The 25515-nt window shown below is 64.4% G+C and carries 32 protein-coding genes and 1 pseudogene; 25 read left to right on the top strand and 8 right to left on the bottom strand.

The features are described from left to right. Positions 1-59: 59 nt before the first annotated feature. Positions 60-944: pseudogene (locus CKW40_RS14200) on the top strand (LysR family transcriptional regulator); the annotation flags it as partial. 14 nt (positions 945-958) lie between these two features. Here CKW40_RS14200 and CKW40_RS14195 read toward each other — a convergent pair. After that, positions 959-1864 (bottom strand): LysR family transcriptional regulator, encoded by a 906-nt coding sequence (locus tag CKW40_RS14195; RefSeq protein ID WP_095200522.1) that lies wholly within the window; start codon positions 1862-1864, stop codon positions 959-961. 93 nt (positions 1865-1957) lie between these two features. On the opposite strand from CKW40_RS14195, the gene CKW40_RS14190 reads away from it, so the two are divergent. The 6 genes from CKW40_RS14190 to CKW40_RS14165 all read left to right on the top strand — a co-directional run bounded on the left by CKW40_RS14190 (position 1958) and on the right by CKW40_RS14165 (position 7718). Beyond that, on the top strand, positions 1958-2839 hold the full coding sequence (locus tag CKW40_RS14190; RefSeq protein WP_095200521.1) for an aldo/keto reductase family oxidoreductase: 882 nt from the start codon (positions 1958-1960) through the stop codon (positions 2837-2839). A 385-nt stretch (positions 2840-3224) separates the two neighbouring features. After that, positions 3225-5132 (top strand): alpha/beta fold hydrolase, encoded by a 1908-nt coding sequence (locus tag CKW40_RS14185; RefSeq protein ID WP_179297963.1) that lies wholly within the window; start codon positions 3225-3227, stop codon positions 5130-5132. 107 nt (positions 5133-5239) lie between these two features. Beyond that, positions 5240-5575: an ArsR/SmtB family transcription factor gene (locus CKW40_RS14180; protein WP_095200519.1), complete on the top strand. Its 336-nt coding sequence runs from the start codon at positions 5240-5242 to the stop codon at positions 5573-5575. After that, on the top strand, positions 5572-6066 hold the full coding sequence (locus CKW40_RS14175) for an SRPBCC family protein (protein ID WP_095200518.1): 495 nt from the start codon (positions 5572-5574) through the stop codon (positions 6064-6066). Before CKW40_RS14180 ends, CKW40_RS14175 begins: the two co-directional genes overlap by 4 nt. Further along, on the top strand, positions 6056-6880 hold the full coding sequence (locus tag CKW40_RS14170; protein ID WP_095200517.1) for an alpha/beta fold hydrolase: 825 nt from the start codon (positions 6056-6058) through the stop codon (positions 6878-6880). Before CKW40_RS14175 ends, CKW40_RS14170 begins: the two co-directional genes overlap by 11 nt. Before the next feature lie 88 nt (positions 6881-6968). Further along, positions 6969-7718: a pseudouridine synthase gene (locus CKW40_RS14165; RefSeq protein ID WP_095200701.1), complete on the top strand. Its 750-nt coding sequence runs from the start codon at positions 6969-6971 to the stop codon at positions 7716-7718. Between the two features lie 93 nt (positions 7719-7811). Here the strand turns inward: CKW40_RS14165 and CKW40_RS14160 are convergent, their stop codons facing one another. After that, complete coding sequence (locus CKW40_RS14160; protein ID WP_143748289.1) at positions 7812-8201, bottom strand: hypothetical protein; 390 nt, start codon at positions 8199-8201, stop codon at positions 7812-7814. A 211-nt stretch (positions 8202-8412) separates the two neighbouring features. Then, positions 8413-8700, bottom strand: coding sequence for a hypothetical protein (locus tag CKW40_RS14155; RefSeq protein ID WP_095200515.1), 288 nt, complete (start codon positions 8698-8700; stop codon positions 8413-8415). Positions 8701-8763: 63 nt separating this feature from the next. On the opposite strand from CKW40_RS14155, the gene CKW40_RS14150 reads away from it, so the two are divergent. From CKW40_RS14150 to CKW40_RS14140, 3 genes are all read left to right on the top strand, one after another. Continuing rightward, positions 8764-9510: an SDR family NAD(P)-dependent oxidoreductase gene (locus CKW40_RS14150; protein WP_095200514.1), complete on the top strand. Its 747-nt coding sequence runs from the start codon at positions 8764-8766 to the stop codon at positions 9508-9510. A gap of 42 nt (positions 9511-9552) precedes the next feature. Then, positions 9553-10617, top strand: coding sequence for a sigma-70 family RNA polymerase sigma factor (locus CKW40_RS14145; protein WP_095200513.1), 1065 nt, complete (start codon positions 9553-9555; stop codon positions 10615-10617). Positions 10618-10714: 97 nt separating this feature from the next. Continuing rightward, positions 10715-11116, top strand: a complete 402-nt coding sequence (locus CKW40_RS14140) for a VOC family protein (RefSeq protein ID WP_095200512.1) — start codon at positions 10715-10717, stop codon at positions 11114-11116. Between the two features lie 20 nt (positions 11117-11136). Here the strand turns inward: CKW40_RS14140 and CKW40_RS14135 are convergent, their stop codons facing one another. After that, complete coding sequence (locus CKW40_RS14135; RefSeq protein WP_095200511.1) at positions 11137-11568, bottom strand: nuclear transport factor 2 family protein; 432 nt, start codon at positions 11566-11568, stop codon at positions 11137-11139. Positions 11569-11650: 82 nt separating this feature from the next. Continuing rightward, positions 11651-12232 carry a histidine phosphatase family protein gene (locus CKW40_RS14130; protein WP_095200510.1) on the bottom strand — a complete coding sequence of 194 codons (582 nt, stop codon included), beginning with the start codon at positions 12230-12232 and terminating at the stop codon, positions 11651-11653. Between the two features lie 197 nt (positions 12233-12429). Here CKW40_RS14130 and CKW40_RS14125 point away from each other — a divergent pair, with 197 nt between their 5' ends. The 7 genes from CKW40_RS14125 to CKW40_RS14100 all read left to right on the top strand — a co-directional run bounded on the left by CKW40_RS14125 (position 12430) and on the right by CKW40_RS14100 (position 16571). Further along, positions 12430-13962: an alkaline phosphatase family protein gene (locus tag CKW40_RS14125; protein ID WP_095200509.1), complete on the top strand. Its 1533-nt coding sequence runs from the start codon at positions 12430-12432 to the stop codon at positions 13960-13962. Positions 13963-14054: 92 nt separating this feature from the next. Next, a complete protein-coding gene (locus CKW40_RS43745) occupies positions 14055-14204 on the top strand; it encodes a hypothetical protein (protein ID WP_179297962.1) in 150 nt (49 codons plus the stop codon). A gap of 92 nt (positions 14205-14296) precedes the next feature. Then, complete coding sequence (locus CKW40_RS14120) at positions 14297-14746, top strand: universal stress protein (RefSeq protein WP_095200508.1); 450 nt, start codon at positions 14297-14299, stop codon at positions 14744-14746. A gap of 105 nt (positions 14747-14851) precedes the next feature. After that, complete coding sequence (locus CKW40_RS14115) at positions 14852-15127, top strand: type II toxin-antitoxin system TacA family antitoxin (RefSeq protein ID WP_095200507.1); 276 nt, start codon at positions 14852-14854, stop codon at positions 15125-15127. Continuing rightward, positions 15124-15642, top strand: a complete 519-nt coding sequence (locus CKW40_RS14110) for a GNAT family N-acetyltransferase (protein ID WP_095200506.1) — start codon at positions 15124-15126, stop codon at positions 15640-15642. The genes CKW40_RS14115 and CKW40_RS14110 overlap by 4 nt, the downstream gene beginning before the upstream one ends. Positions 15643-15729: 87 nt before the next feature. After that, a complete protein-coding gene (locus CKW40_RS14105) occupies positions 15730-16287 on the top strand; it encodes a sugar O-acetyltransferase (protein WP_095200505.1) in 558 nt (185 codons plus the stop codon). A gap of 98 nt (positions 16288-16385) precedes the next feature. Next, a complete protein-coding gene (locus CKW40_RS14100) occupies positions 16386-16571 on the top strand; it encodes a type II toxin-antitoxin system TacA family antitoxin (RefSeq protein ID WP_095200504.1) in 186 nt (61 codons plus the stop codon). 9 nt (positions 16572-16580) lie between these two features. On the opposite strand, the gene CKW40_RS14095 is transcribed toward CKW40_RS14100, so the two are convergent. Both CKW40_RS14095 and CKW40_RS14090 read right to left on the bottom strand, forming a co-directional pair. Then, complete coding sequence (locus CKW40_RS14095) at positions 16581-17330, bottom strand: sulfite exporter TauE/SafE family protein (protein WP_095200503.1); 750 nt, start codon at positions 17328-17330, stop codon at positions 16581-16583. 21 nt (positions 17331-17351) lie between these two features. Further along, positions 17352-17561 (bottom strand): hypothetical protein, encoded by a 210-nt coding sequence (locus CKW40_RS14090; protein WP_095200502.1) that lies wholly within the window; start codon positions 17559-17561, stop codon positions 17352-17354. Between the two features lie 148 nt (positions 17562-17709). Between CKW40_RS14090 and CKW40_RS14085 the strand changes: the two genes are divergently transcribed. Then, positions 17710-18582 carry a LysR substrate-binding domain-containing protein gene (locus CKW40_RS14085; protein WP_095200501.1) on the top strand — a complete coding sequence of 291 codons (873 nt, stop codon included), beginning with the start codon at positions 17710-17712 and terminating at the stop codon, positions 18580-18582. 25 nt (positions 18583-18607) lie between these two features. Here CKW40_RS14085 and CKW40_RS14080 read toward each other — a convergent pair whose 3' ends face one another. Then, a complete protein-coding gene (locus tag CKW40_RS14080) occupies positions 18608-19339 on the bottom strand; it encodes an SDR family oxidoreductase (RefSeq protein ID WP_095200500.1) in 732 nt (243 codons plus the stop codon). 135 nt (positions 19340-19474) lie between these two features. On the opposite strand from CKW40_RS14080, the gene CKW40_RS14075 reads away from it, so the two are divergent. The 7 genes from CKW40_RS14075 to CKW40_RS14045 all read left to right on the top strand — a co-directional run bounded on the left by CKW40_RS14075 (position 19475) and on the right by CKW40_RS14045 (position 25471). Then, positions 19475-20371: an AraC family transcriptional regulator gene (locus CKW40_RS14075; protein ID WP_095200499.1), complete on the top strand. Its 897-nt coding sequence runs from the start codon at positions 19475-19477 to the stop codon at positions 20369-20371. A 262-nt stretch (positions 20372-20633) separates the two neighbouring features. Then, positions 20634-21137, top strand: coding sequence for an Lrp/AsnC family transcriptional regulator (locus tag CKW40_RS14070; RefSeq protein ID WP_095200498.1), 504 nt, complete (start codon positions 20634-20636; stop codon positions 21135-21137). Beyond that, positions 21134-22294, top strand: a complete 1161-nt coding sequence (locus CKW40_RS14065; protein ID WP_095200497.1) for a saccharopine dehydrogenase family protein — start codon at positions 21134-21136, stop codon at positions 22292-22294. The genes CKW40_RS14070 and CKW40_RS14065 overlap by 4 nt, the downstream gene beginning before the upstream one ends. A gap of 103 nt (positions 22295-22397) precedes the next feature. Further along, positions 22398-23186 (top strand): ABC transporter substrate-binding protein, encoded by a 789-nt coding sequence (locus tag CKW40_RS14060; RefSeq protein ID WP_095200496.1) that lies wholly within the window; start codon positions 22398-22400, stop codon positions 23184-23186. Between the two features lie 142 nt (positions 23187-23328). Next, complete coding sequence (locus CKW40_RS14055) at positions 23329-24000, top strand: amino acid ABC transporter permease (RefSeq protein WP_095200495.1); 672 nt, start codon at positions 23329-23331, stop codon at positions 23998-24000. Continuing rightward, complete coding sequence (locus CKW40_RS14050; RefSeq protein ID WP_019859628.1) at positions 23997-24671, top strand: amino acid ABC transporter permease; 675 nt, start codon at positions 23997-23999, stop codon at positions 24669-24671. Before CKW40_RS14055 ends, CKW40_RS14050 begins: the two co-directional genes overlap by 4 nt. Positions 24672-24742: 71 nt before the next feature. Further along, entirely contained in the window at positions 24743-25471 is a 729-nt protein-coding gene (locus CKW40_RS14045; protein WP_095200700.1) for an amino acid ABC transporter ATP-binding protein, read from the top strand. Positions 25472-25515: the final 44 nt, after the last annotated feature.

Raw genomic sequence — 25515 nt, 5'->3', positions numbered from 1 at the left:
CTCCAGGACACCGGGATTAGATGGTATTATCGGCATGAACTTAGAAATGGGATTGATGAATGCGAAGGCAGAACGTCAACGACCTGTTGGCCTTTATCGCGGTCGCCCGGGAGCAGAGCTTCACCAGGGCAGCCGCCAGGCTCGGCGTGTCACAGTCCGCATTGAGCTATACCATCCGCACCCTGGAGGAGCGGCTTGGCCTTCGGGTTCTGACCCGCACGACCCGCAGCGTCGCCCTGACGGAGGCCGGGGAGAGGCTTCTGGGCAGCATCGGGCCAAGGTTCGATGAGATCGAGCGCGACATCCAGGCGCTGGGGGAGATGCGCGACAAGCCGGCCGGCACGGTCAGGATCAATTCCGTCGAGCACGCCGCTGAAACCATCCTCTGGCCGGCCATGGCGCGGTTGCTGCCGCAGTACCCGGATGTGAACGTCGAGATCATTTCGGACTATGGCTTGATCGACATCGTGGCGGAGCGCTACGACGCCGGCGTGCGGCTTGGCGAGCAAGTGGACAAGGACATGATCGCGATGCGTATCGGTCCTGATTTCCAACAGGCGGTGGTCGGGGCACCGGCTTACTTCGAAGGCCGGACGCTGCCAGGCACGCCGCAGGAGCTCACCGAACACCAGTGCATCAACCTGCGTCTGCCGACGCATGGTGGTTTCTATGTCTGGGAGTTTCGCAACGATGGCCACGAATTGAAAGCCCGCGTCCAAGGTCGTGCCGTGTTCAATTCGATAAGCTTGATACGGCAAGCAGCACTAGACGCGTTGGGACTTGCCTACCTGCCATTGGATGTTGTCGAGCCTGATATCACCGCCGGTCGGCTGCTGCGCGTATTGGACGACTGGTGCGCACCACGCCCGGGCTATCATCTCTACTATCCCAGCCGCCGCCAGCCCTCACCTGCCTTCGCGCTCGTTCTCGAAGCGCTCCGCTTCCATTCATCCACCCCTCACCCCCAGCGCATCCCACCGACAAAATCGATGAAGGCCCTGAGCGGCGCCGGCGTCAGGCGGCGGCCGGGGTAGTAGAGGAACGGGCCTGAGAATTCCTGCCACCAGGGTTCCAGCACCGGCTCCAGCCGGCCATCGTCGAAATAGGGGCGCAGCCAGTCCTCGAACAGCGAGACGATGCCGCCGCCGGCGATCGACACTTCGAGCGCCAGCGCCATGGCCGTGCCGGTGCTGACCAGCAGCGGGCCGGTCGGTTCGACGCTCACCACCTCGCCGTCGCGTTCGAACTCCCAGGCCGGTGTCAGGCCGCTGGCGAAGCGGCCGCGCAGACAGGCGTGATCGAGCAGGTCGCGCGGATGGTCGGGCCGGCCATGCCGGTCGAGATAGGCCGGTGCGGCGGCGGTGGCGAAACGCTGCCGGCGCGGGCCGATCGGCACGGCGATCATGTCTTGCTCCAGCCGCTCGTCATAGCGGATGCCGGCGTCGCAGCCGCTCGCCAATATGTCGACGAAACTGTCCTCGGCGGTCACTTCCATGCGGATGTCGGGATAGGCGGCGAGGAAAGGCGGCAACAGCCGCGGCAGCACCAGTTTCGCCGCGACGACCGGCACGTTGAGCCGCAGCGTGCCGGCCGGGCGGCCGCGAAAGCCGTTGACCACGTCGAGCGCCGCCTCGACCTCGCCAAGCGCCGGGCCGAGCCGCTCGAGCAGCCGCGCACCCGCCTCGGTGGGCGCGACGCTGCGCGTGGTGCGGTTCAAGAGCCGCACGCCGAGCCCGGTTTCCAGCCGCCGCACCGTCTCCGAGAGACTGGAGGCGCTGACGCTGCCCACCCGGGCCGCCTCGCGAAAGCCGCCGGCACGCGCCACCGCCATGAACGCCTGGAGGTCCCCAAGATCCGCTGCCATTGTTCGCCTTTCCGCACAGGCTGTGCCGATTGCACCATATTATCGTGCAGGCGCGCTTTGTCTACATTGGGCCGATCCAAAGGAGATGAGACCATGACCGACATCAGCAAGGCCGGAACCTTCAAACTCGGCGACCGCACCGTAAAACGCCTCGGCTACGGCGCCATGCAACTGGCAGGGCCTGGCGTCTTCGGCCCGCCGAAGGACCGCGACGCAGCCCTTGCCGTGCTGCGCGAGGCGATCGCCAGCGGCGTCGACCACATCGACACATCGGATTTCTATGGCCCGCACGTCACCAACCTGATCATCCGCGAGGCGCTGCACCCCTACCCGGCCGGCCTCACCATCGTCACCAAGATCGGCGCCCGCCGCGACGACAAGGGCGCATGGCTTCCGGCCATGGCTCCTGATGAGCTCCGGCAGGCCGTGCACGACAATCTGCGCAATCTCGGCCTCGACGCGCTCGACGTGGTCAATTTCCGCCGCACCGACGGCCTGCATGAACCGTCCGAAGGCTCGATCGCCAAGGAAATCTCAGTTTTGGCCGAACTGCAGCAGAAGGGGCTGGTCAAGCATATCGGGCTGAGCAACGTCACGCTCACCCAGGTCGAGGAGGCGCGCCGCATCGTGCCGATCGTCTGCGTGCAGAACCTCTACAACATCGCGCACCGCAACGACGACACATTGATCGACGCGCTTGCCGCCGCCGGCATCGCCTATGTGCCGTTCTTCCCGCTCGGCGGTTTCACGCCGCTGCAGTCGGACACGCTGGCCAGCGTCGCCAGGAAGCTCGGCGCAACCCCGATGCAGGTGGCGCTCGCCTGGCTGTTGCGCCGCGCGCCCAACATCCTGCTCATCCCCGGCACCTCCTCGGTCGGTCACCTCCGCGAGAACCTGGCGGCGGCCGAACTCGACCTGCCGGCCGACGCGCTCAAAGTGCTGAACGGCATTGCGGACGAGAAAGCAGCCGCCTGAGGCGGTTCGACCATGCTTGCCGGGGCAGCGCCGTCCCGGCAAGCTTCGCCAACACGCCTCCACGTCGCTGGCCCCTGTCAAATCGAAGACATGTAGAAGTCAAGCATCAGGAATACGCAGCCGGGACAAGACTTCAAATTCCCGTTAACCGCCCGCAATCGAATGGACTTCGGCGCCACCAGGTATAGAGTGTATCGATACTGGTGCTTGGAAGTATTTGGCGGGGAAGCAAAAGCCCGATCCTGGTGGGCAAAGCGGGATCGGAGCGTTAAATGCGCTGGTGGGGCCAGCGCAACCGGTCGCGACAGCTTGAGCCGTACCCGACGCAGGGCCGTAAGACCGGCTCCTGCAAGGCATGATTTATTGCCGAAAAAGGGGGACGGGCATGTCAGTCAAGGGCTTTATGCGCGGTACCGAGAATGCGGACGCACCACCGGTTCTGGTCGTCATCCTGCATGGCTGGCGATCCTCGCCGGAAAAGGTCGGGGATGTCGTGCGCGCTAGCCGGGAGGCGCTGGGCCGGGACGATGGCGGGCGCAGACACCGTGTCGACACCTATGTCCCGCTGCTCCCCTATCACCGGGCTCTCAGCACGAAGCGCGCCGTCGACATCGTACGGGAGATTGTGCGCGCAATCGACGGGCTGGTGGCCGAGGAGCCGGCCTATGAGCGGATCATCCTTGCCGGACACAGCATGGGCGCGACCATTGCGCGGCGGGTGTTTCTCGTTGCGGCCGGCAATCCACATGGATTTCGCACCGAAGACCATTTCCGCGATGAACGGCCGCACGCGTGGGCCGCCAAGGTCGAGCGGATTGTCCTGCTGGCAGCCTTCAACCGCGGCTGGCAGATTTCGCCGCGCTTGAGTTGGAAATATTCGATCGGCCTGAACATTTGCGGGCTGCTCGGCCATCTGGCGCCAAAGCGTGGCTGGGTTCCCACCATCTTCGACATCAGGCTGGGCGCCCCGTTCATGGTGCAGACGCGCCTGCATTGGCTGGCCTACCGCCGCCAGTGCCTTCCGGCCGGCGCCGGCAACGGCAACGATGCATCATTGCCTGCCGCGAACCGGCCCGCGGCGACATTGCCTGAACCCATCCTCATCCAGCTCATTGGCAGCCGGGACGATCTCATATCGCCGTTCGACCAGGTCGACATCGCCGTCGATGGCAATTCATCAGGCAATCGCACGTATTTTCTGATCCAGTTCAATGAAACCGACCATATGAGTGCGATCCACTTTACCGGATCCGGCAGCGAAGCGGCGGTGGCCTCGGCCCGCAAGCAGAGATTTGTGCACGCGCTGACGGACACCAGGGAAGACCTGGCGAAGATCGCTTCCGATCCGGATTTGCTGATCGACGAGATCGACAAGCCCGACGAGACCGTCGAGCAGACGGTATTCGTCATTCACGGTATCCGCGATGATGGTTTCTGGACCCATCGCGTCGCCGAAAAAGTCCGTGCGCTGACCAGGCGGCCGACGGCCTTCCGCGCCTGGACGCCGACCTACGGCTATTTCGCCATGCTGCCCTTCATCCTGCCCTGGATCAGGCGCCAGAAGGTGGAATGGTTCATGGATCAGTATGTCGGCGCGGTGGCGCAGTATCCGCGCTCGAAATTCCACTATGTCGGTCATTCAAACGGCACCTATCTCGCGGCCCGCGGCCTCCAGGACTATCCGGCCTGCGTCTTCGACCATGTCCTGTTCGCGGGCAGCGTCGTGCGCTGCAGCTATGACTGGCTGTCACTCGTCGAAAATCGCCGGGTTGCCCGCATGCTGAACGTCGTTGCCAGCGCGGACTGGGTCGTGGCTCTGCTGCCAAAGAGCCTTGAGCGGTTCAAGAAGTTCGACCTCGGAGGCGCCGGGTTCGACGGCTTCGACCAAGCGGGGCCGCAAGCCCCGCCCCATCCGGCGATTGCACAGCGCGAGTTCGTCCAGGGCAGTCATGGCGCCGGCATAGCGGAGGGTCAGTGGGAAAACATTGCACGGTTTGTCGTCCATGGCCACGTGCCGGCCGACAACGCCCCAGGCTTTGTCAGGCTACAGACACGATGGCTCAAGGCCTTGTCCAGCACGCGCGCCGTCTTGTGGGCAGGGGCGGCGATCGCGGGCCTGCTCGTGCCGGCGGCGATAATCTCGTCTCGATTTGACGAGTTGCTTTGTCTGTCCCGTTCGGAGCGGTTTTGTCTCCCTCCCCTTGCCTCGTTGACCTCCCATGAGGATGTGGTGCGGGTGATCGTTCTGGTCCTCTACCTGCTTGCCCTGAAATTCTTCATCACCCGTTTCTGATCGGCGGCAAGCCGCGCGCCTGATGCCACGCTACGACGCCAAGCCGTTGACAAGACCGGCGCGCGCTTATATAGAACCAACTAGTTCCAGAACTGATTGGTTCCATAATGGCTACTGAGTTCTCCCTCGACGACACATTCGCCGCCCTCGCCGATCCCACACGCCGGGCGATCCTGGCCCGGCTGCTCGACGGCGAAGCGTCGGTTGCCGAACTGGCGCAACCCTTCGCGCTCACCGTGCGCGCCGTCTCCAAACATGTCGGCGTGCTGGAGCAGGCCGGCCTCGTCACCCGCAGCCGGGCGGCGCAAAAACATCTCAGCCGCATCGAACTCAAGCCGCTGCGCGACATCGACCGCTGGCTGGATGACTATCGCAAACTCTGGGAAGACCGTTTCGATCGCATGGAAGATCTCCTGCGGCGCGGCGCGGACAGGCCGGAATGAGCGCGCCCGCAACCGCCGACCGCGGCTTTGCCATCGAGCGGATTTTCAACGCCCCGGTCGAACGCGTCTTCCGGCTGTGGACCGATCCGCTTCTGGTGGCGCAGTGGTGGGGCATCAGGGACTGCACCATCCCCCATTGCGCGCTCGACGTGCGCGTCGGTGGCCGCTGGCGCATCGACATGCTGACCGCGAGCGGCGCGCTCTACCGCAACCAGGGCAGCTATCTCGAAGTCATCGAGAACATCAGGCTGAGCTATGGCGACGAACCGGATCCCGAGATCCAGGAATGGGCAGGCAAGCCGCCGGGCCAGAGCCGCCACACGGTCAGCTTCACGGCCAACGGTGTGCGCACCCATGTCCATTTCGAGGTGACGCTGGCGACTGCCGCCGACCGCGAACGCCTGCTGGCGCTCGGCATGCGCGGCGGCTGGATGCAGAGCTTCGACCGCCTGGAACAGTTGATCAGCACAGGAGCCGACCATGCTGGCTGAGAACGCCAAGCCGACCACGCAAGCCGTGCTGTCGCGGGATGGAACACCGATCGCCTGCGAGCGCCGGGGCCAGGGCCATCCGCTCATCCTCGTCGATGGCGCGCTGTGCTCGCGCGCCATGGGTCCGAGCGGCCCGCTGGCCAAGGCGCTGGAAGGCGATTTCACCGTGTTTCGCTACGACCGCCGTGGCCGTGGCGACAGCGGCGACACCTTGCCCTACGCGGTCGAGCGCGAGATCGATGACATCGAGGCCGTGCTGCGGGCGGCCGGCGGTGAAGCCTATGTCTGGGGCATGTCTTCCGGCGCCATGCTGGCCCTGATGGCGGCAGCCCGCCTGCCCGGCATCAGCAGGCTCGCGCTCTACGAAGCGCCGCTGATCGTCGACGACAGCCGCGCGACCACGCAAGGCGACTGGGCAACGATCCGGCAGGCCATTGCGGACGACCGGCGCGGCGACGCTGTGAGCGCCTTCCTCAAATCGGTCGGCATGCCCGGCCTGCTGATCGCGGTCATGAAGCTGACGCCGATCTGGCGCAAGCTCAAGGCAGTGGCGCATACGCTGCCCTATGACGGCGCCATCGTTGCCGGCGACCAGCTCGGCAAGCCGCTGGATACCACGCGCTGGACCACGCTCGGCGTGCCGGTGCTGGTGACCGATGGCGGAAAAAGCCCACCGTGGATGCGCCATGGCAACAAGGGGTTGGCGCAAGCTCTGCCCAATGCCCGCTACCAGACACTGGCAGGCCAGAACCACATGCTGAAACCCGCCGCGCATGCGCCGGTGCTGACGGCGTTTTTCAACGGCCGGGATTGAGCGGCCAGCGGCTTCAGCGCAGTGCGTGTACGGCTTGCGGAGCTATCGCGGCCCGTGCCATCTGTCTGATGCAACCGACCGGATCAGCATGGCATCACGACCACCACCCACCGGCAGGCCGGCCAGCGCCGGCGTCAGCCTCAATCGCGCGCTGTCAAAGCTCGGCCTGTGCTCGCGCACGCAGGCCGAGGTGCTGATCGCGGCGGGCCGCGTGCGTGTCGGCGGCAAGGTGGTGCGCGATACCGCCCTGCGCGTCGACCTGAACCGCGACCGCATCGTCGTCGATGGCGAAAAGCTGGTCGCCGAGCGCAAGGTCTATGTCATGCTCAACAAGCCGCGCGGGCTGGTCACCACCCGCGACGACCCGCAACAGCGCGACACGGTCTATGCTTGCCTCGAAGGGCTCGATTTGCCCTTCGTCTCGCCGGTCGGCCGCCTCGACAAGGCGAGCGAAGGCCTGCTGCTGATGACCAACGACACGCATTTCGCCAATCGGCTGATGGACCCGGCCTCGCATCTGGCCAAGACCTATCATGTGCAGGTCGGCACGGTGCCCGATGAAACGATGCTGGAGGCGCTGCGCGCGGGCGTCACCGTCGATGGCGAGACCCTGACCGCCAGTTCGATCGCGCTTTTGCGCAGCGGCGGCCGTACCGCCTGGCTGGAGATCGTGCTCGACGAGGGCCGCAACCGCCACATCCGCCGCCTGCTCGCCGCGCACGGCATCGAGGTCAAGCGCCTCATCCGCATCGCCATCGGCCGGCTGCCCCTGGGCGACCTCGCCAAGGGCACGGCGCGGCATTTGACGGCGGAGGAACTGGCGTTGCTGGCGGAGTGAATGAACAGGCTGCAGGCGGCACACTGTGTGGCCGCCCGCCAATCCGCCAATCTTCAAAGTCTTTGGCCTGCCGCCGACCTGCTCCGACGAACCTTATTCGACGGTAATGTTCACCAACACGTTGCGGGCGTTTCCCGTGAATGTGTGGATCGACAGACTGACCTGATCTTGCCCTTTGAAACCTGGGGCCGACTTGTAGAACGCCTGCACTCCGTCATCGCTCTGCTGATTGCATTTGTAGCGGTCGCTGTTCTTGGGGAAATTGGGATAGACCTTGCCGTCCACGATCCGGATCGATCCGTGGCTCGGCCCCGATGTCGCCTGCACCTCGTCCAGGCCTGCGCTCGTGCAGTCCGGGTTCAGGTTGGCGTCCTGGAAAATATAAATCTCCTGCCCGGAAAGTGCTGTCTTTTCATAGGTTACCGGCCGGCTGCTCCCGGCCATCGCATAGCCAGTAAACCCAAACACCGCAGCCACTGCCATGACACAAGTCATCCGATACGCCATCTTACACACCCTCCAGATGATTGAGATTTTCTCGCCATTTTACATGATATGAGCGAGATGACATCGTATTTAAGCTGGATAAATCTATCAAACAGTCGAATTACTCTCCACACACGAGATCAATTTCTGAGCATAATCTCTTTTCATTCTAATTGTACTGATGCGCACGATCAAATTTCCGTCAGGACTAGGGGAAACAAATCTCCAACGAGGAAGAGCCCTCTTCGAGCCCGCTCGGCGCCAGGCTATTCCGGCTTTCGGCCTGCCGGGTCTGAGCCGGATAGCCAATAATAGTCACGACCTCTCCTGACAGAAAGCTGGCGGGAGGCTGGCCTCTGGATCGGTCGGGAGTTGATGTCGGGCCAAAGCTGTAGCGCTCGGCGCAAGAGAGCGAAAACCCGGCGAACAGGCCCACATCCACCGCCTGCTGGCTGCGCACGGAAAGATTTTTTGCCGCCCCAGCGATGATTTCCACCCGCCCGCGCTGTCCTCATCCATAGGCACCGGAATTGTCCGGGCCGGAAAAGCGAGGTGATCCATGGGATCGTTGAAAGGTCAAAATGTCGTCGTGGTCGGAGGCAGCCGGGGTGTCGGCCGTTCGATCGTGGAAGCTGCGCTCGGCGAAGGCGCGACCGTGCTTGCCGTCGCGCGCGGCACGGAAGGTTTGAAGGAGCTCTCCTGGGAGGCGTCAGGCGTGAGGACGCTTGCCGCCGACGCCACGCAGGACACCGCGCCCGACGCGGTGTTCGCCGCGTTGCCGCCGGATGTGCTGGTAATCTGCGCCGGCGCCTTTGCTCCGTCGGCCTGCATCCAGGACCAGAGCTGGGACGATTTTTCGGCGAATTGGGAAACGGACGTCAAGGCATCGTTCCTGTTCTGCAGGGCTGCGCTGCAGGGCCGATTGAAGCCGGGCAGCCGCGTGGTGCTGATCTCCAGTGGCGCGGCATTCAGCGGCGGACCGCCGAACTCCGGCGGCTATTCCGGCGCCAAGCAAATGCAGATGTTCCTTGCCGCCCACAGCCAGAAGGAGGCCGACCGGCTTGGCCTTGGCCTGCGCTTCATGGCGCTGGCGCCGATGCGCATCATGGCCGGCACCGGCGTCGGCCAGCGCGGCATTTCGAGCATTTCCGCCTATCTCGGCATCAGCCCGGCGGATTTCCTGGCCAGCATGAGCGATGTGCAGACACCCGCCGATGTCGGACGCGCCGTGGTGGCGCTGGCCGGCGGCAAGGTGCAGGGCACCGCCTTCACGGTGAGCGGCAGCGGCCTTGCGGCGGCGGCATGAGGCGCGCAGGATGCAAGGCGAATTGCGCACGGCAGGCTCGACATGACAGACGCTCCCGGCCCGCTTGAGCCGCTGAGCCCGACAGGCAGGCCGATCCTCGATCGGCCTGCCTTCGAGCGCCTGGCAACGACCCATCGGCGTGAACTGAAACTGCACTGCTACCGGATGATGGGCTCGCTGCACGAGGCCGACGATCTCGTCCAGGAGACATTGCTGAAGGCCTGGCGCGGCCGTGCGCAGTTCGACGGGCGCGGCTCGCCACGCGGCTGGCTCTATACGATCGCCACCAACGCCTGTCTCAACGCCATCAAGGCGCGGTCGTCGGCACACCGCATTCTCGGAGAGCCCGCACGGCCGCCGAGCGAAGGGCGCGCCGCCGCCGGGCCGGCCGCCGAGCTTTCCTGGCTGGAGCCCTACCCCGACGCCGAGCTGCCTGATATCGCCGATGGTGAGCCCGGCCCGGACGCGCGCTACGAGACAAGCGAGGCCGTGCGGCTTGCCTTCGTCGCGGCCATCCAGTTGCTGCCGCCCCGGCAACGCGCATCCCTTCTGCTGTGCGACGTGCTGGGCTGGTCGGCGCTGGAGACCGCGCAATTGCTGGGCGGCTCGACCGCCTCGGTCAACAGCGCCCTGCAGCGGGCGCGGGCGACGCTCGGCGAGCGCTATCCTGGGGGGCGCCCCTTGCAGCGATCGCAGCCCAACCCGGAAGAAGACTTGCTGCTGGAACGCTATATCAGGGCCTGGCAGGCCGCCAATCTCGACGGCTTCGTCGCATTGCTGCGCGAGGACGCCACCTACCACATGCCGCCTTGGCGCGACTGGTACCGGGGCCGCCCTGCGATCCATGGTTTCTTCAGGACCGTGTGGGCCAATTTCGCAGGCTACCGCGCCGTGGCGACACGGGCCAATGGCCAGCCCGCCGTCGCCATCTATGCGCGGCGCCATCAGGAGCCGGAATGGCGCGCGCAATCGCTGCATGTCATCGAGCCGGCCGCTGGCGCCATCGCCTCGCTGACGGTCTATGTCGCCCCGCTCGGCCCCGGCCTGTTCGCCGCCTTCGGCCTGCCGCCAATGGTGCAGGAGAGTTGGTCCGAACCGGAAGCGTAGTCATCGCGTCTCTCTCCTGACAGAAAGCTGGCAGGAGGCCTGGCCTATAGATCGGTCGGGAGCCCGGCCGCGGCTTCAGCAATCAAGGAGCCCTGCGATGAATTTCGTCTCTATCCGCATCATCACGTCAGACGTTCAGCGCCTCGTGCGCTTCTATGGCGAGATCACCGGCATGCCGGTGACGGTCTACACCGAGGACTTCGCCGAACTCGCGACACCTTCCTGCACGCTGGCGATCGGCAGCACGCGCACCTTGATGCTGTTTGGCGGCGACATCGCCCGCCCCGCCGACAACCACACCGCCATCCTCGAATTTCGCGTCGGCGACGTCGATGCCGAATTCGCCAGGCTGTCGGATTTCATCAGGGACATGACTGTGCAGAAGCCGACCACCATGCCCTGGGGCAACCGCTCGCTGCTGTTTCGCGACCCCGACGGCAATCTGGTGAATTTCTTCACGCCGGTCACCGCCGAGGCGATCCGGAAGTTCGACAAGTAGCGGGCGGACGCGGACGGGCGTCAGGCCGGCTTGTGCGGAGATCGGCTGGTGCTCGTCCAACGGTCCTGGGCGGTCGCATCCGTCCATCTCGTGTCCGGCGCCAGCATCGAAATCCAGGTTTCGGCGAGCTTGCCATTCTCGACCCGGTAGCTTTGCATGCCGACCCGACTGCGCGGCTCGCCGGTTTCCGGATCTGGCCACACGAAGGAAAAGCGAAACCATGCGCTGTCATCGGTGAAAGCGTGATCATAGACGACGACGCGGATGCCCGGCCGGCCATCCCGGACGGAAGCGAGTTCGATCGCATAGTCCTCGCGCGTCACCGTGCGGTCGCCCTTCTCGTCATGCCTGATGTAGTGCGGCTCGACGCAAGCCGGGATCAGATCATACTGGCCATCCACCCAGACCCGTTCCCACCTGTCGAACAGCTCGCGCACCAACTCTTTTGACATCGACAATCCCTTTCTCGCTCACGTCGCCGACCATACACTGGAGGCGCGGGATTTCTGTCAGGAGACTGGAGGCCGGTGACCGCTACTTCATATTCCATTTGCGCACGACCGGCTCGCTCGGATCATGCTCGTAGCCGAGCACGCTGATGCTCGCCGTATCGAGCACGAACAGCGCCCCGCCTTCCGGCGGCAGGCCGAGCCAGCGGGCGGTGAGCACGCGCAGGAAATGCGCGCTGGAGAAGATCAGGATCGAGCCGCCAGCTTCGCGAAGCTGTCTGATCACCCTGTCGGCGCGGGCGCCGACATCGGCCGCCATCTCGCCTTGCGGGCAGCCGTCGCGAAACACGTTCCAGCCCGGCCGCTCGGCCAGGATTTCCTTGGTGGTGCGCCCTTCATAGGCGCCGTAGTCCCACTCCTGCAGATCGTCGTTTCTGACGCTTGTCGCGCCAGAGCCGGCCAGCACGCTGGTGTTGTAGGCGCGTTGCGAGGGGCTCGACCACACCGCCGAGAACGACAGGCCCTTGAGCCGCTCCGCCACGCCCCGCGCGGCGGCTTCGCCCGCCGGCGTCAACGGCATGTCGGTGCGGCCGGTATGCTGCCCCGAAAGGCTCCACGCCGTCTCGCCATGCCGGACCAGGTGGATTTGGGGTAATGCGCTGCTCATACGCTCGGCCTTTCGTTGGTGTCAGGCCAAGCTGTAGCGGTCGGCACAACACTGCGAAAGACCCAAGCGGCCATCACAGCTGCATCACCGCTGGCTTACCAATCCGTAAGGTCCCTGCCACCGAGTTTTCATGAACCTGTCATGTCCGCTCGCCTACGTTGATCCATCGCGGGGGTCGCGAGACGAGGGACACTTCAATGAAAACGCTATCTCTGGCGCTGGCTGCGGGTACGCTGTCGGCGGCGTTGGCTGGCGCGCTGTCTAATTCCAGCGCCGTCGCCGCACCCTACAAGCACGTACTGCTCATCAGCGTCGACGGGCTTCATGCGCTCGATCTGGCAAACTATGTCGCCGCAAATCCGGCAAGCTCGCTCGCCGCGCTCGCCCATACCGGGATTTTCTATCCGAATGCGCTCGCCAGCGCCCCGTCCGACTCGTTTCCTGGCCTTGTGGCACAGGTAACCGGTGGCACGCCCAAGTCGACGGGTGTGTTCTATGACGACAGCTACGACCGCACCTATTTTGCACCGGCCTCGGATTGCAAGGGCGAGCCGGGCGCCGAGGTGGCTTTCGCCGAGAACATCGACGTCGACTCGACGCGCCTTGATGGTGGTGGCAAGCCGGGCGATTACCGCAGCCAGATCGACCCGGCAAAGCTGCCGATGACGCTGATCAACGGCAAATGCTCGGTGGTCTATCCGCATGATTTCGTGCGGGTCAACAACGTCTTCGAAATCGTGAAAGCGCATGGCGGCCGCACGGCCTGGTCCGACAAGCACCCGGCCTACGAATGGCTGAACGGACCTTCGGGCAAAGGCGTCGACGATCTTTACGCGTTGGAGCAGGACAGCTTGATCCCCGGCACGAAGGTCAAGACGACGGGCAGCTTCAAGGCCGAGCGTGACTTTGATGAAGCGCGGGTCCAGGCGGTGATCAACGAAATCAAGGGCCTCGACAGCACCGGCGCACACCACGTTGCGGTTCCCGCGCTTTTCGGCATGAATTTCCAGGCGGTGAGTGTGGGGCAGAAGCTTCCCAAGGCAGGCCCTGGCGACGAGGCCGGTCTGGTCGGCGGCTATCTGGATGCCAGCGGCGCGCCGAGCAATGGTCTTGCTGGGCAGCTCGCCTATGTCGACGGCGCCCTCGGCGAACTGATGGCTGCACTCAAGGGCAATCATCTGGCCGACTCGACCCTGATCATACTTGCCTCGAAGCATGGCCAGTCGCCCATCGACCCGGCGTCGTTCCAGCCTCTGGACGATGATCCCTACACGAAGACACCGGGCTATGCCTTCCACATCGCCGACGACGCCGCGCTGATCTGGCTCAAACCGCAAGACAGGGTCAAAAACCTCGCGGCCGCGCAGGACTATCTCGAGAAATCGAGCAAGGCTGAAGGCATCGCCCAGATCCAGCCGCCGAATGCGCTTGCTCTCGCTTATCAGGATCCGGCCACCGACAGCCGTACGCCGGACTTCATAGCCACCGTCAATCCGGGTGTGGTCTACACATCCGGCTCGAAGATTGCCGAGCACGGTGGCGCCAATGCGAACGATCGCAACGTGGCGCTTCTCATCAGCGCTCCTTCGCTCAAGCCGAGGTCGGTGCCGGCTCTGGTGCAGACGACGCAGGTAGCTCCCACCATCCTGCGGGCTCTTGGCTATGACGCGAACGAACTCCAGGCTGTGAAGCTCGAAGGCACCCAGGAGCTGCCGGCGGCACCATTCTAACTCTTTGTTTGACGCAATTCCCAAGGGAAAACTGTTTCACACTTTTCCTGGAATTGCTTGGGATCATAGCGTTTCACGATTGGCCGGCGGGCATGCTCGGCGGCCAATCGTTTGTGATCGGCAATGTTTGCAGCCAGGTGACCGCATCGCTGATGGCAGGCTGCACCGGAATGGCCCGACATTGGCGCGAGTTCCCAAACTGCCCTTGCCTGGCCTTCATCCGCATCAAGCTGGCCCTGTGATGGAGCCGGTAGCGAACTTATATCAAGGTCAGCCCGACAAGGCTCCCGCCACCCCGAAGGGCGCAAGCCCTTGCACAACAGGTCTGATCATCATGTACAAACATCTGCTCATCGCCACCGACGGATCGGAACTGGCCGACAAGGGCGTTGCCCATGGCCTCACGCTGGCAAAAGGCATCGGCGCCACCGTCACCTTCGTCACGGTCTCGGAACAATTCCCGATCTTCGCCTGGGGCGGCGCCATGGCCGGCTTTGCCGCCGGCGATGAACTGGCCGTCTACCAGGAAGAGGCGCGCAAATACGGCAAGGAGGTTCTGGCCAAGTGCAAGGCTTCAGCCGAGGCGGCCGGCGTGTTCGCCGAGGTGGTCCATGTCGAGGACAAACGGCCCGCCGAGGCGATCCTGGAACTGTCGCAGGCGCAAGGCTGCGACCTGATCGTGATGGCCTCTCACGGCCGCCGCGGGCTGGGCAAGCTGCTTCTGGGCAGCCAGACGGCGGAAGTGCTGTCCTACACTGAGATCCCGGTGCTGGTGGTTCGGTAATAGATCGACCGGCGCGCTCTTCGCATGCCCTTGAGGTTCATGCGGCTGGATTTATATTGTACGGATTCAATCCGTACTGTATTATCGTGAGCAAAGGAGACACCTATGCCCCGCAACGTCAGTGACAGCGGTCGAATTGATTTCCGGATTTCGCCCGAAGCGAAAGCCGTGATCGCCCGTGCGGCGGCCTTGTCGAATGTCGGCCTGACCGAGTTCGTTACGCGCTCCGCACTGCGTGACGCCCAGGCCACGATCGAGCGCGCCGAACATCTTGCGCTGTCAGAACGTGACAGCCTGCTCATCCTCGACCTGCTTGAAAACCCACCCTCCCCGACCGACCGCCTTATCCGCGCTGCCAAGGCCGGTCAGACCCTCGCGTGAGCTCCATCACGTGGCAAGAAGTGCCGATCGGTAAACAGCATGACCGTGCCGCCTTCGACTGCGGCGACGCGGACCTCAACACCTATTTGCAGCGCTTCGCCCGTCAAAATCATGAAAGCGGTGGCGCGAAAACTTTCGCTGCCGTGACGGCGCAAGATCCTTCGCGCATCCTCGGGTTCTATTCTCTCAGCCCGGCTTCGATCGACTTTGCCCGGACTCCAGCAATCGCCAGACGCGGCCTTGGCCGCTATGACGTGCCGGTCTACCGTCTAGGTCGGCTCGCAGTGGATCGTACGATACAAGGCCGCGGCCTCGGCGACGGTTTGCTGCTCGCCGCCGGGAAGCGCTGTATGGCAGTCGCGGAGGAAGTCGGCGGCGTTGCCCTGCTTATCGATGCCAAAGGGGAACAGGCGGCACACTGGTATGAGGGTTACGGTGCGGTCCGTCTCGATGACGCGCCGCTGTCCCTGGTACTGCCTTTCGCCGTGATCGCCAAGGCGATAGCTGCGTTCTGAACTGCGGTTCGCTAAGTCCTGGCCCTCAGAGGCAGAATCCGGCATGTGTCCGACATTCGTTCGACCGCGCCGGGAGGAAAACAGCGAATGGTGGATGACGGTCGCACCCGGACAATCGCCGGGAGAACGCCGGAATCGGCGGCCATGCTGGCGGACGTCAAACGGGCGATGGCGATCACCGCCCGTCTCAACCGCTTGACGTTCAACGACGCGGACGAGGTCCGCGCCCTGTTCAGCGACCTCATCGGCAGACAAGTGGATGACAGTTTTCTGCTGATCCCGCCCTTCTACGCGACCGGCGGCGCCGATACCCGCATTGGCCGCAATGTCTTCATCAATCAGAACTGCACGTTTTATGATCTTGGCGGGCTCGACATTGCCGACGATGTGCTGATCGGGCCGAATGTCAGCCTCATCACCTCAGGCCACCCGCTCGAACCGTCGCGGCGGCGCGCCTTCACCACCGCCAAGCCGATCGTGATTGAACGCAATGTCTGGATCGCCGCCGGCGCAATGGTCATCGGCGGCGTGACGGTGGGCGAAAACGCTGTCGTCGCGGCGGGCTCAGTGGTGACCAAGGACGTTCCCGCGAACACACTTGTCGGCGGAAACCCGGCGCGGGTTATCCGGTCGATTGCCGAGTGAGGGCACGACTCGTCATTGGGTAAACCAACCGGCCGGACCGACAGATCGTAGTGATATTGTCGTTATGCTATGCTGCAAAACGCAGGGAAGGAGCATCCATGTGCAAGGACTTCATGCTTGAAGCGTCGCGGCGCGCAGTTGAAGACGCGTTGTTCGACCGTGTCGTCTTTACTGTCGAGCCGGATGTCTACGCTGCGTTTCTGGCACGTCTCGACGCACCGCCACAACCGAACCAACGTTTGCGCCGGACCATGACAACAAGGTCTCCGTGGGACGCTACGTGACGCTGAGGACTAGAGCGCGGTCTCCAATACCAGATACACCCCCAGCACCAGCAGCCCCGCGAAGAACACCTTGCGAAAAGTCTCGACGCTCATTTTCTGGCGCAGCGCCTGGCCGATGAACATGCCGGCCAGCGCCGGCAGCAGCGCCAGGATCGACCCGGTCAATTGGGCCGTCGGCGACGCCAGCGCGCCCGTTCTGAACAGGCCGATGGCAAGGGCCGCCGTCGAGATGGTGAAGGACAGGCCGAGCGCCTGGATGAGGTCTTCCCTCTCCAGCCGCAGCGATTGCAGATAGGGCACCGCCGGGATGACGAAGACACCGGTGGCGCCGGTGACCAGCCCGGTCGCCACGCCGACCAGCGGTGACATCAAGGCCTCGTGGCGCGCCGGCGTGATGAAGCCAAGCTTGAGCAGGCCGAGAACGGCGTAAAGCACAAGGGCTGCGCCCAACCCTGCCGAGGCCGCGCCGGCGTGCGCGCCGGTGAGTACCCCTGCCCCGGCGACGGTGCCGAGCATGATGCCGGCCATCATCGTCCACAGCCGCTTGCACAGGCCGCCGAAAGATGGACCGGTGAACAACTGCCAGAGATTGGTGACCAGCGACGGGATCAACAGCAAGGCGGCCGCCTCGGTCGGCGGCATCGTCACCGCCAACAATCCCATCGCCACGGTCGGCAACCCCATGCCGACGACGCCCTTGACGAGACCGGCGGCGATAAAGATGGCGCCGATCCAGGCAATGATGCCGGTATTCAGCATGACGGCACCTTCACCACGGGATCAGTCATGCAGCAGCATGTCCGTCGCATCGGCATCCCGGTTGGATCTCGCCGGCGCGGCATCGGGGCTGATTGAAGCCGCCGTTGTCGTACATCCCCGCAACCCGGGCTGTGCCTGCACCATGGCAAGCGAAGCCACGGCAACGGCCAGCACGATCGCCGCGCTTTCAAGGATGCCGAGCCCTTGCCGGCCTGAGGTCTTGTCACTCATCGCACATCTCCACCGCAAAAGATTTGACGGAGATGCGGCCCGCGCACAATGTGGAAGTTGCGCTGCCAGCCTTCGGCTGAGACGAAGGCTGATCGCCGAAGTCAGCCAGCTTTCCGAACTGCCAGACCGTTTTGCAGGGAGCAAAAAAATGCGCTTCGATCTCACCGATCTCCGGCTGTTCCTGCTGGTGGCCGAGCGCGGCAGCATCACCCATGGCGCCGAACTCGCCGGGCTGGCGCTGGCTTCGGCCAGCGCCCGCATCAAGGGCATGGAGGAGCGGCTCGGCGCGCCGCTGCTGGAACGCCGCCGCCGCGGCGTCGTGCCGACGGCCGCCGGGCAGGCGCTGCTGCACCATGCGCGCGCCGTGCAGAACCAGATAGAGGCGATGGCCGGCGATCTCGGCGCCTATGCCGGCGGGCTGCGTGCCCGTGTGCGGCTGATGGCCAACACCGCCGCCACGGCCGAGCTGCTGCGCGACAGCCTGCCCGCCTTCCTCGTCGCGCATCCCGGCATCGACATCGATTTGGACGAACGCCCCAGCCACGAAATCGCCGAGGCGGTGGCCAGCGGTGCCGCCGATCTCGGCATTGCCGCGACCTGGGCCGGCCTTTCGCATCTCGAACAAAGACCGTTCTTCGTCGACCGGCTGGTGGTGATCACCGCGCGGAACTGGCCCGGCCTCGAAGGACACGCCGTCAGCCTCGCCGACATCCTGAGCGAATCCTTCGTTGGCCTCAGCCTCGGCCACGCCCTGCAGGAGCACATCACCCGCCAGGCCGCCCGGCTTGGCGGCCATCTGCACATCCGCATCCGCGTGCCCGGCCTCGACAATGTCTGCCGGCTGGTCGCGCAAGGTGCGGGCATCGCCATCGTGCCGGAAAGTGCCGCGCGCCGCTCGGCCCGTACGCTGCGCAGCCTGCGGCTCAGCGACGACTGGGCGACGCGCCAGCTCAACCTCTGCGCCCGCAGCTTCGACGAGCTGACGCCGCAGGCAAAGCTGCTGGCTGCGGCGCTAGGTTGAGCCGAAACGGGTCGCCTGGCGGGTCTCACCAGGGCAACGGACCCTCATCGTAGAAATAGCCGCCGGTCGGGCCGTTCTCGTCCAGGGTCGCCAGGCGAACAATGATCTCGGCTGCCTGCTCCACGGTGCGATAGCCGCTGTGTCCGTTGAAGTCCGTCGCGGTATAGCCGGGATCGGCTGAATTGACCTTGATATCAGCCGCGGCAAGCTCCTTCGAGAAGGCAACGGTGGCGGCGTTGAGCGCCGTCTTGGAGCTGTTGTAGCCAAGGATATTGATCGCGTAGAATTCATTGGCCGGATCGGTCAAGCCGCCGAGTGACCCCAGCCCGCTGGAAACCATCACCACATTGGCGCGCGGAGCTGCCTTGAGCAGCGGCAGGAAGGCCTGAGTGGTGCGGATCGGGCCAAAGACATTGACCTCGTAGACATCCTTGATGACATCGACGGGCTCCTCGCTGGGGGCCAGAACTGGGCCGCCCAGGATGCCGGCATTGTTGACGAGCACATCGAGACGCCCGTCTTCCTGCAGGACGCGCAGGGCGGCCGCCTTGACGCTGGCGTCGCTGGCGACGTCGATATCCAGCACGCGCACGTCATGGCCCTTTTGCCTGAGCTCGGCTGCCGCCGCTTCGCCGCGTTCCCTGTCGCGGCTGCCCAGCCAAACCCTGTAGCCCGCTTTGCCCAGCCGGCGCGCGGTTTCGTAGCCGATGCTCTTGTTGGCACCGGTCACCAATGCGGTCTTGTCGGTCATTTCCATCTCCAGTTTGATCCGTGGTTGGTCTGCGGCAGAGATGGGGCGGACCGCTGGCCGCCGCGTGCCGAAAACTGGTGAGTTCTTGCCTATTCCTGCCGGAAGCTTGATTGCCGGCCGCGCCGATGCGATCTACAGGCTGTGATGAAATCGCTCGACGACCTCAAAGCGCTGGTGATGCGCCATGCGCGCGGCCGGCTGACCGAAACCGGCATTCCCCGCGTCGCCATCATGAAGGGCGAGGCGACGACCGGGCCGTTGCCGGGCCTCTACGACCCAACGCTTTGCCTGGTCCTGCAGGGCGCCAAATCCGTCATGATCGGCGATCAGCTGCTGCATTACGACGCCGGCCGTTACTTCATCGCCGCGGTCGAGGTGCCGGCCGTCGGCAAGGTTGTGCAGGCCAGCCCGCAACATCCCTACCTCTCAGTCAGCCTGGCCTTCGACACCACGCTCATCGCCTCGCTGCTGCTCGACATGCCGCCCGTTGCCGAGCCGCCGATCGGCCATGGCTTTGCCGTCAGCCGGGCCGACGAGGCGCTGGTCGATGCATGGCTGCGCATGATCGAGCTCATCGATCATCCGGCCGAAATCCCTGTGCTGGCGCCGTTGCTCGAACGCGAAATCCTGTTTCGGCTGCTGCAGGGACCGCAAGGCGCCATGCTGCGCCAGATTGCCGGCGCCGACAGCCGCTTGTCGCAGGTTCGCCGCGCGCTGGGCTGGATCCGCGACCACTATGCCGAACCGTTCCGCGTCGAGGATCTTGCCCGGACAGCTGGCATGAGCGCTTCGGTGTTCCACCGCCACTTCAAGGCGGTCACGGCGATGACGCCGATCCAGTACCAGAAGCGCATCCGCCTCAATGAAGCGCGCCGGCGCCTGCTCGCCACGTCAGGCGATGCGGCCGGCGTCGCCTTCTCCGTCGGCTATGAAAGCGCTTCCCAGTTCAGCCGTGAATATGCCCGCCTGTTCGGTGCGCCGCCCCTGCGCGATATCGGCCGCCTGCGCGCCACGCCAGAGCCCACCGAGCTCGCCTAACCCCCTTGAATTCGAAGACGCAAGAGTAGAGCGGAAGACCACACCTTCCCAGCCTGCGCACCGCGCCCCTCGAGGCCGGCCCGTGCGGTGGCTTCGATAAATCCACTACCGAGCGCTTTATCCTGCCTCCCTGCATGGATGAGGAGAGGGTCGTGGCCCCGAGACGATACAGGCCTTGCTGTTATTAAAAATTACCCATAAGGTATTTTCACATAAGAAAGAAAAATCCGCCAATTTATCTCATTTATGAAAGACGGACACTTTGCGGGAACATCTCGATCTGACCGATCGACGGCTGGTCAAACAGCTGTCGCAGGACGCCCAGCCGGGCATCAACCGCCTCGCCGAGATCTTGGCGATTTCGGTGCCGACGGTGCGCTCGCGGCTGCGCAATCTGCTTGACCGCAATTTGCTCAAGATCGTCGGCCTGTTGAACTTGACCGAGCGGCCCGAGCTGATCTCGGCCATTGTCGGCATCAACGCCCAGGGCCGCGGCCGGGCCCGCGAGCTGGCGCAGCGCATTTCCGAACTGCCCTTCGTCAACTCGGCTTCGGTGGTCACCGGGCGCTTCGACATCATCGTCGACGTGACCGTGGCCGGTGACGTCGCCGATCTCTACCGCGTCACCAGCGAGCTGATCCCCGGCGCCGGCGAGCCGGGCGAGGTCATGCGCAGCGAGACCTTCGTCGTCATGGCGTCCTGTAACAAATGGGTCAGCCTGCCGGAAGGCTGCTGGTCTGAAGACGCGCGCAAGGAGCCGGCATGAAGATCGCGGTTCTCGGCGGCCTCGGCCTGCAAGGCCGGGCCGCCATCGCCGATCTCGTTGCCAGCGGTGTCGACGAGGTGATCTGCGTCGATACAGCAGCCGACGGCGCGGCCCGGCTGGCTGATCTGACCGATCTTTCCCGCGTGCGCTTCGTCGTGCCTGAAGGCTCGATCGGCCCGGCGCTTGCCGATGTGCTGGCTGACGCCGACGCCGTCATCGATTTGCTGCCGCAGCCGCTGATGCGCGAGGCGGTGCAAGCCGCGATCGCGACCCGCACGCCGCTGGTCACCACCAACTACGGCAAGGCCATCGCCGACCTGGCGCCGGAAGCCGAACGGGCCGGCGTTTCGATCATGACCGAATGCGGGCTCGACCCCGGCATCGACCTCGTGCTCTACGCCCGCGCCGCAAGGCAGTTCGACACCATCACATCAATCGATTCCTATTGCGGCGGCATTCCCGAACCGAAGGCGATGGCGAAGCCCCTCTGCTACAAGGTGAGCTGGAACTTCGACATGGTCCTGGTCAGCCAGAACCGCGACAGCGTGATGATCGAGGACGGCAAACGCGTCGCCGTGCCCGCCGCCCGCCAGCACGACAGCCCTTTCATCCACGAGATCGAGGTCGCCGGCCTTGGCCGGCTGGAAGCCTTCCCCAATGGCGACGCGCTGCACTATGTCGAGATGCTTCCCGGGGCAGAAGGGCTGCGCCGCTCGGGCCGCTACACGCTGCGCTGGCCGGGATGGTCGGCCTTCTGGGCGCCGCTGAAGGAGCTTGGCTTCCTCTCGGAAGACAAGGTGCCCGGCACCTCCAGCAGCCCACGCGAATTCCTCGGCCGGCTGCTCGGGCCGCAACTGCAATATGGCCCTGGCGAAAAGGACCTGTGCGTGATGCGCAATGTCTTTTCCGGCCTCGAAGGTGGCCGCGCCAAGACGGTGACATCCGATTTGATCATCGAGCGCGACCTGGCGTCGGGCCTGTTCGGCATGAGCCTCGGCGTCGGCTACCCCGCCAGCATCGTGGCGCAGATGCTGGCGCGGCGCGAGATCACCACACCAGGTCTTTTGAACCCGCTGCTGCATGTGCCCGACGAACCCTTCTTCGACGCGCTGGCCAAACGCGGCATCAAGGTTGCCGAGACAGTGGCCTGGGACTGAGGATTTTCGAACGGCCCGCCGGCAAACGGCGCCGCCGCTCAAAAAAGCGCCCAAGGAAACCCGCGGGCAAAACAACAAGACGACAACAGGGAGGAATATCAAAATGAAGATTGCCAGACTTTTCATCGCCGGGCTGGCCCTTGCCGGGCTCGCCACGGCAGCGAGCGCCGGAACGCTCGACGAGATCACCAAGCGCGGCGAACTGCGCGTCGCCGTGCAGACGCAGGGACCGCCCTTCTCGCTGGTCGGCGCCAATGGCGAACGCACCGGCAGTTCGGTCGAACTCGCCGAGTTGATGGCCAAGGAAATGGGCGTCAAAATCAAATTCCTCGACTTCGACTGGGACGGCCTGATCCCAGCGCTCTTGTCGGGCAAGGCCGATCTGCTGGTCGCCGACATGACGCCGACGCTGGCGCGCGGCATGAAAGTCGCCTTCACCACGCCTTACATGTATACGGGCAGCACCGTCTTCACCAAGGCCGACAGCAAGTTCAAGACCACCGAGGACTGCAAGGCCAAGGGCACCAAGATCGCCGTGCTGCTCGGCGCCACCGGCGAGAAGGAAGCCAAGACCGCCTTCCCCGATGCCGACATCAAGAGCTACAAGGGCGGCGGCCCGCTGCTGCTCGACGCCGTCAACAACGGCCAGGCCGATTGCGGCGTCAACGACGTCTCGGCGGTCAAGGGCCAGTCGACAGCCTATCCGGCCGGCAGCTTCACCATCATGCCGGACTTGCTGTCGAAGGAGCCGCTTGCCTTCGCCACCCGCTATGACGAGCCGGACCTGCTGGTCTGGATGAACCTGTTCCTCAACCAGGTCACAATCGACGGCCGCCTGCAGAAGAACCTCGACCACTGGGTGAATTCCGACGCCTGGAAGAAGGATCACTGAGGAATAGGGTTAGTGAGTAGTGAGTAGGAATTAGTGAATAGTGAATGGCCATTCCTGACGCTACTCACTACTCGCTACTCGCTACTCACTACTCCCTACTGCCTCTTCCCTCTTCCCTCTTCCCTCCCACCGCCGCGCACCCATGCTCGAAAATTTCAGTTTCCGCACCATCGTCGAATATCTGCCGCTGTTCGGGCAGGGCCTGGTCACGACCGTCTGGCTGTCTGCGCTCTCCTTTGTCGGCGCGCTCGTCGTCGGCATCGTGCTGTGCGCCATGAATTTGCAGCGTGGCTGGCTGTTTCGCGCGCCAGCCAAGGCCTATATCGACGCCGTGCGCGCCACGCCCCTGCTGGCGCAGCTCTATTTCCTCTATTTCGGCTTGCCCCGGCTCGGCTTCGTCCTGCCGGAACTGGTCGTCGGCATCCTCGCTTTGTCATTGAACAGCGGCGCCTATATCGCTGAAATCATTCGCGCCGGCATTCTGTCGATCCCGCGCGGCCAGGTCGAGGCGAGCGTCGCTTCCGGCATGACCTATGTCCAGCGCATGCGCCTGGTCGTGCTGCCGCAAGCCTTCAAGGTGACGATCCCGCCGCTGCTCGGCCAGGCGATCGTGCTGGTCAAGGATTCCGCGCTGCTGTCGCTGATCTCGGTCGCCGAGCTGACGCGCGCCGGGCAACTGCTGGCGTCCGACCGCTTCATGCCGGCGGAAGGTTTTGTCACCATCGCCGCCTTCTATTTGCTGCTCTACTATTGCCTGAAGGGACTGGCCGTTGTCTCCAGCCGCTGGCTCGGCTCGGCGGGGGCACGCGCATGATCTGGCAACAATTCCTCAGCCTCGCCGGCTCCTATCCCCTCGCACTGCGCGGCCTCGGCATGACCGTGGTGCTGTCGCTGATCAGCCTGGTGCTGGGCACCTTGCTCGGCTTTGGCCTCGGCATCTTGCGCACCGGCGGCAACCGGCTGATCTCGAGCGTCATCGGCGCCTGGGTCGATCTCATCCGCGGCACGCCGTTCCTGGTGCAGATTTTCCTGATCTTCTTCATCCTGCCGGAATTCGGCATCGAGCTCGACGCCTTCACCGCCGGCATCATCGCGCTGACCAATCTCGCCGCCTGCTTCATCTGCGAGATCGTCGCCGCCGGCATCCGTTCGGTGCCGACTGGCCAGGTCGAGGCAGCACTGGCGTCCGGCCTGTCGCGCTGGCAGCGCATGCGCCAGGTCGTGCTGCCGCAGGCCATGCGCATCGTGCTGCCGCCGCTGGTCGGGCAATATGTGCTGCTGATCAAGGATTCTTCCGTCGTCTCGGCCATCGGCCTGACCGACCTCACCCGCGTCGGCTGGCTGGTGGTGCAGCGCGTACCCAACGGGCTGCTGGTCTTCTTCCTGGTCGGCGTCGGCTATTTCATCGTCTGCTATCCCCTGATCATGCTGGCCCGTCGGCTCGAGCGCCGCATGGGCGCGGCCCATGGCGAGGTGCAGCTGTGACATCGAACCCTAGAGGTGCGGCCAACATGACCAAGCCAACCCAAACCAAAACCGGCCCAGCCAAAACCGGGATGATCGACTTTCGCGGCGTCAACAAATGGTTCGGCGCGCTCAACGTGTTGAAGGACATCACGCTCAGCGTCGAGCCGCGCGAAGTGGTCGTCGTCTGCGGCCCGAGCGGCTCCGGCAAGAGCACGCTGATCCGCTGCATCAACGGCCTGGAGACGATCAAGGACGGCGATCTCGTCGTTGACGGCCAGCGTGTCGGCGACCCCGCCACCAACATGACGCAGCTGCGCACCGAGATCGGCTTCGTCTTCCAGTCCTTCAACCTCTACCCGCACAAGACCGCGCTCGAAAACGTCACGCTGGCCCCCGTCCATGTCCGCAAGATCCCACGCGCAGAGGCCGAAAAGGCCGGCCGCGAACTGCTGGCCAAGGTCGGCCTGGCCGACAAGGTCAATGCTTACCCCGCACAGCTCTCCGGCGGCCAGCAGCAGCGCGTGGCGATCGCCCGCTGCCTCGGCATGAGGCCGAAAATCATGCTGTTCGACGAACCGACCTCCGCGCTCGACCCCGAGATGATTTCGGAAGTGCTCGACGTCATGGTGGCGGTCGCCGAGGAAGGCATGACCATGATGGTGGTGACACACGAAATGGGCTTTGCCCGCAAGGTCGCCCAGCGTGTCGTGTTTATGGACGCCGGCGCCATCGTCGAAAGCGGTACGCCCGACGAGTTCTTCTCACACCCCAAGACAGATCGCAGCCGCGCTTTTCTGAGCAAGATCCTCAGGCATTGAAGCCAGCGACTTAGGGGTTTCCCTCCGGCGCCATCGGATCGATA

Origin of the sequence: Mesorhizobium carmichaelinearum, assembly GCF_900199455.1 — a bacterium.
GTDB classification, from domain to species: Bacteria; Pseudomonadota; Alphaproteobacteria; order Rhizobiales; family Rhizobiaceae; genus Mesorhizobium; species Mesorhizobium carmichaelinearum.
This window is presented reverse-complemented; position numbering and strand designations above follow the sequence as displayed.

What these genes read in the sequence shown, in the direction of transcription:
- CKW40_RS14085 (WP_095200501.1), top strand. Translation starts at nt 17,710, where the DNA reads ATGCGCTTCGATCTCACCGATCTCCGGCTGTTCCTGCTGGTGGCCGAG.
- CKW40_RS14150 (WP_095200514.1), top strand. Translation starts at nt 8,764, where the DNA reads ATGGGATCGTTGAAAGGTCAAAATGTCGTCGTGGTCGGAGGCAGCCGG.
- CKW40_RS14195 (WP_095200522.1), bottom strand. Translation starts at nt 1,864, where the DNA reads ATGGCAGCGGATCTTGGGGACCTCCAGGCGTTCATGGCGGTGGCGCGT.
- CKW40_RS14140 (WP_095200512.1), top strand. Translation starts at nt 10,715, where the DNA reads ATGAATTTCGTCTCTATCCGCATCATCACGTCAGACGTTCAGCGCCTC.
- CKW40_RS14130 (WP_095200510.1), bottom strand. Translation starts at nt 12,232, where the DNA reads ATGAGCAGCGCATTACCCCAAATCCACCTGGTCCGGCATGGCGAGACG.
- CKW40_RS14080 (WP_095200500.1), bottom strand. Translation starts at nt 19,339, where the DNA reads ATGGAAATGACCGACAAGACCGCATTGGTGACCGGTGCCAACAAGAGC.
- CKW40_RS14095 (WP_095200503.1), bottom strand. Translation starts at nt 17,330, where the DNA reads ATGCTGAATACCGGCATCATTGCCTGGATCGGCGCCATCTTTATCGCC.
- CKW40_RS14190 (WP_095200521.1), top strand. Translation starts at nt 1,958, where the DNA reads ATGACCGACATCAGCAAGGCCGGAACCTTCAAACTCGGCGACCGCACC.
- CKW40_RS14065 (WP_095200497.1), top strand. Translation starts at nt 21,134, where the DNA reads ATGAAGATCGCGGTTCTCGGCGGCCTCGGCCTGCAAGGCCGGGCCGCC.
- CKW40_RS14165 (WP_095200701.1), top strand. Translation starts at nt 6,969, where the DNA reads ATGGCATCACGACCACCACCCACCGGCAGGCCGGCCAGCGCCGGCGTC.
- CKW40_RS14185 (WP_179297963.1), top strand. Translation starts at nt 3,225, where the DNA reads ATGTCAGTCAAGGGCTTTATGCGCGGTACCGAGAATGCGGACGCACCA.
- CKW40_RS14045 (WP_095200700.1), top strand. Translation starts at nt 24,743, where the DNA reads ATGATCGACTTTCGCGGCGTCAACAAATGGTTCGGCGCGCTCAACGTG.
- CKW40_RS14145 (WP_095200513.1), top strand. Translation starts at nt 9,553, where the DNA reads ATGACAGACGCTCCCGGCCCGCTTGAGCCGCTGAGCCCGACAGGCAGG.
- CKW40_RS14120 (WP_095200508.1), top strand. Translation starts at nt 14,297, where the DNA reads ATGTACAAACATCTGCTCATCGCCACCGACGGATCGGAACTGGCCGAC.
- CKW40_RS14115 (WP_095200507.1), top strand. Translation starts at nt 14,852, where the DNA reads ATGCCCCGCAACGTCAGTGACAGCGGTCGAATTGATTTCCGGATTTCG.
- CKW40_RS14090 (WP_095200502.1), bottom strand. Translation starts at nt 17,561, where the DNA reads ATGAGTGACAAGACCTCAGGCCGGCAAGGGCTCGGCATCCTTGAAAGC.
- CKW40_RS14060 (WP_095200496.1), top strand. Translation starts at nt 22,398, where the DNA reads ATGAAGATTGCCAGACTTTTCATCGCCGGGCTGGCCCTTGCCGGGCTC.
- CKW40_RS14160 (WP_143748289.1), bottom strand. Translation starts at nt 8,201, where the DNA reads ATGGCAGTGGCTGCGGTGTTTGGGTTTACTGGCTATGCGATGGCCGGG.
- CKW40_RS14135 (WP_095200511.1), bottom strand. Translation starts at nt 11,568, where the DNA reads ATGTCAAAAGAGTTGGTGCGCGAGCTGTTCGACAGGTGGGAACGGGTC.
- CKW40_RS14175 (WP_095200518.1), top strand. Translation starts at nt 5,572, where the DNA reads ATGAGCGCGCCCGCAACCGCCGACCGCGGCTTTGCCATCGAGCGGATT.
- CKW40_RS14055 (WP_095200495.1), top strand. Translation starts at nt 23,329, where the DNA reads ATGCTCGAAAATTTCAGTTTCCGCACCATCGTCGAATATCTGCCGCTG.
- CKW40_RS43745 (WP_179297962.1), top strand. Translation starts at nt 14,055, where the DNA reads ATGCTCGGCGGCCAATCGTTTGTGATCGGCAATGTTTGCAGCCAGGTG.
- CKW40_RS14100 (WP_095200504.1), top strand. Translation starts at nt 16,386, where the DNA reads ATGTGCAAGGACTTCATGCTTGAAGCGTCGCGGCGCGCAGTTGAAGAC.
- CKW40_RS14180 (WP_095200519.1), top strand. Translation starts at nt 5,240, where the DNA reads ATGGCTACTGAGTTCTCCCTCGACGACACATTCGCCGCCCTCGCCGAT.
- CKW40_RS14050 (WP_019859628.1), top strand. Translation starts at nt 23,997, where the DNA reads ATGATCTGGCAACAATTCCTCAGCCTCGCCGGCTCCTATCCCCTCGCA.
- CKW40_RS14125 (WP_095200509.1), top strand. Translation starts at nt 12,430, where the DNA reads ATGAAAACGCTATCTCTGGCGCTGGCTGCGGGTACGCTGTCGGCGGCG.
- CKW40_RS14170 (WP_095200517.1), top strand. Translation starts at nt 6,056, where the DNA reads ATGCTGGCTGAGAACGCCAAGCCGACCACGCAAGCCGTGCTGTCGCGG.
- CKW40_RS14105 (WP_095200505.1), top strand. Translation starts at nt 15,730, where the DNA reads ATGGTGGATGACGGTCGCACCCGGACAATCGCCGGGAGAACGCCGGAA.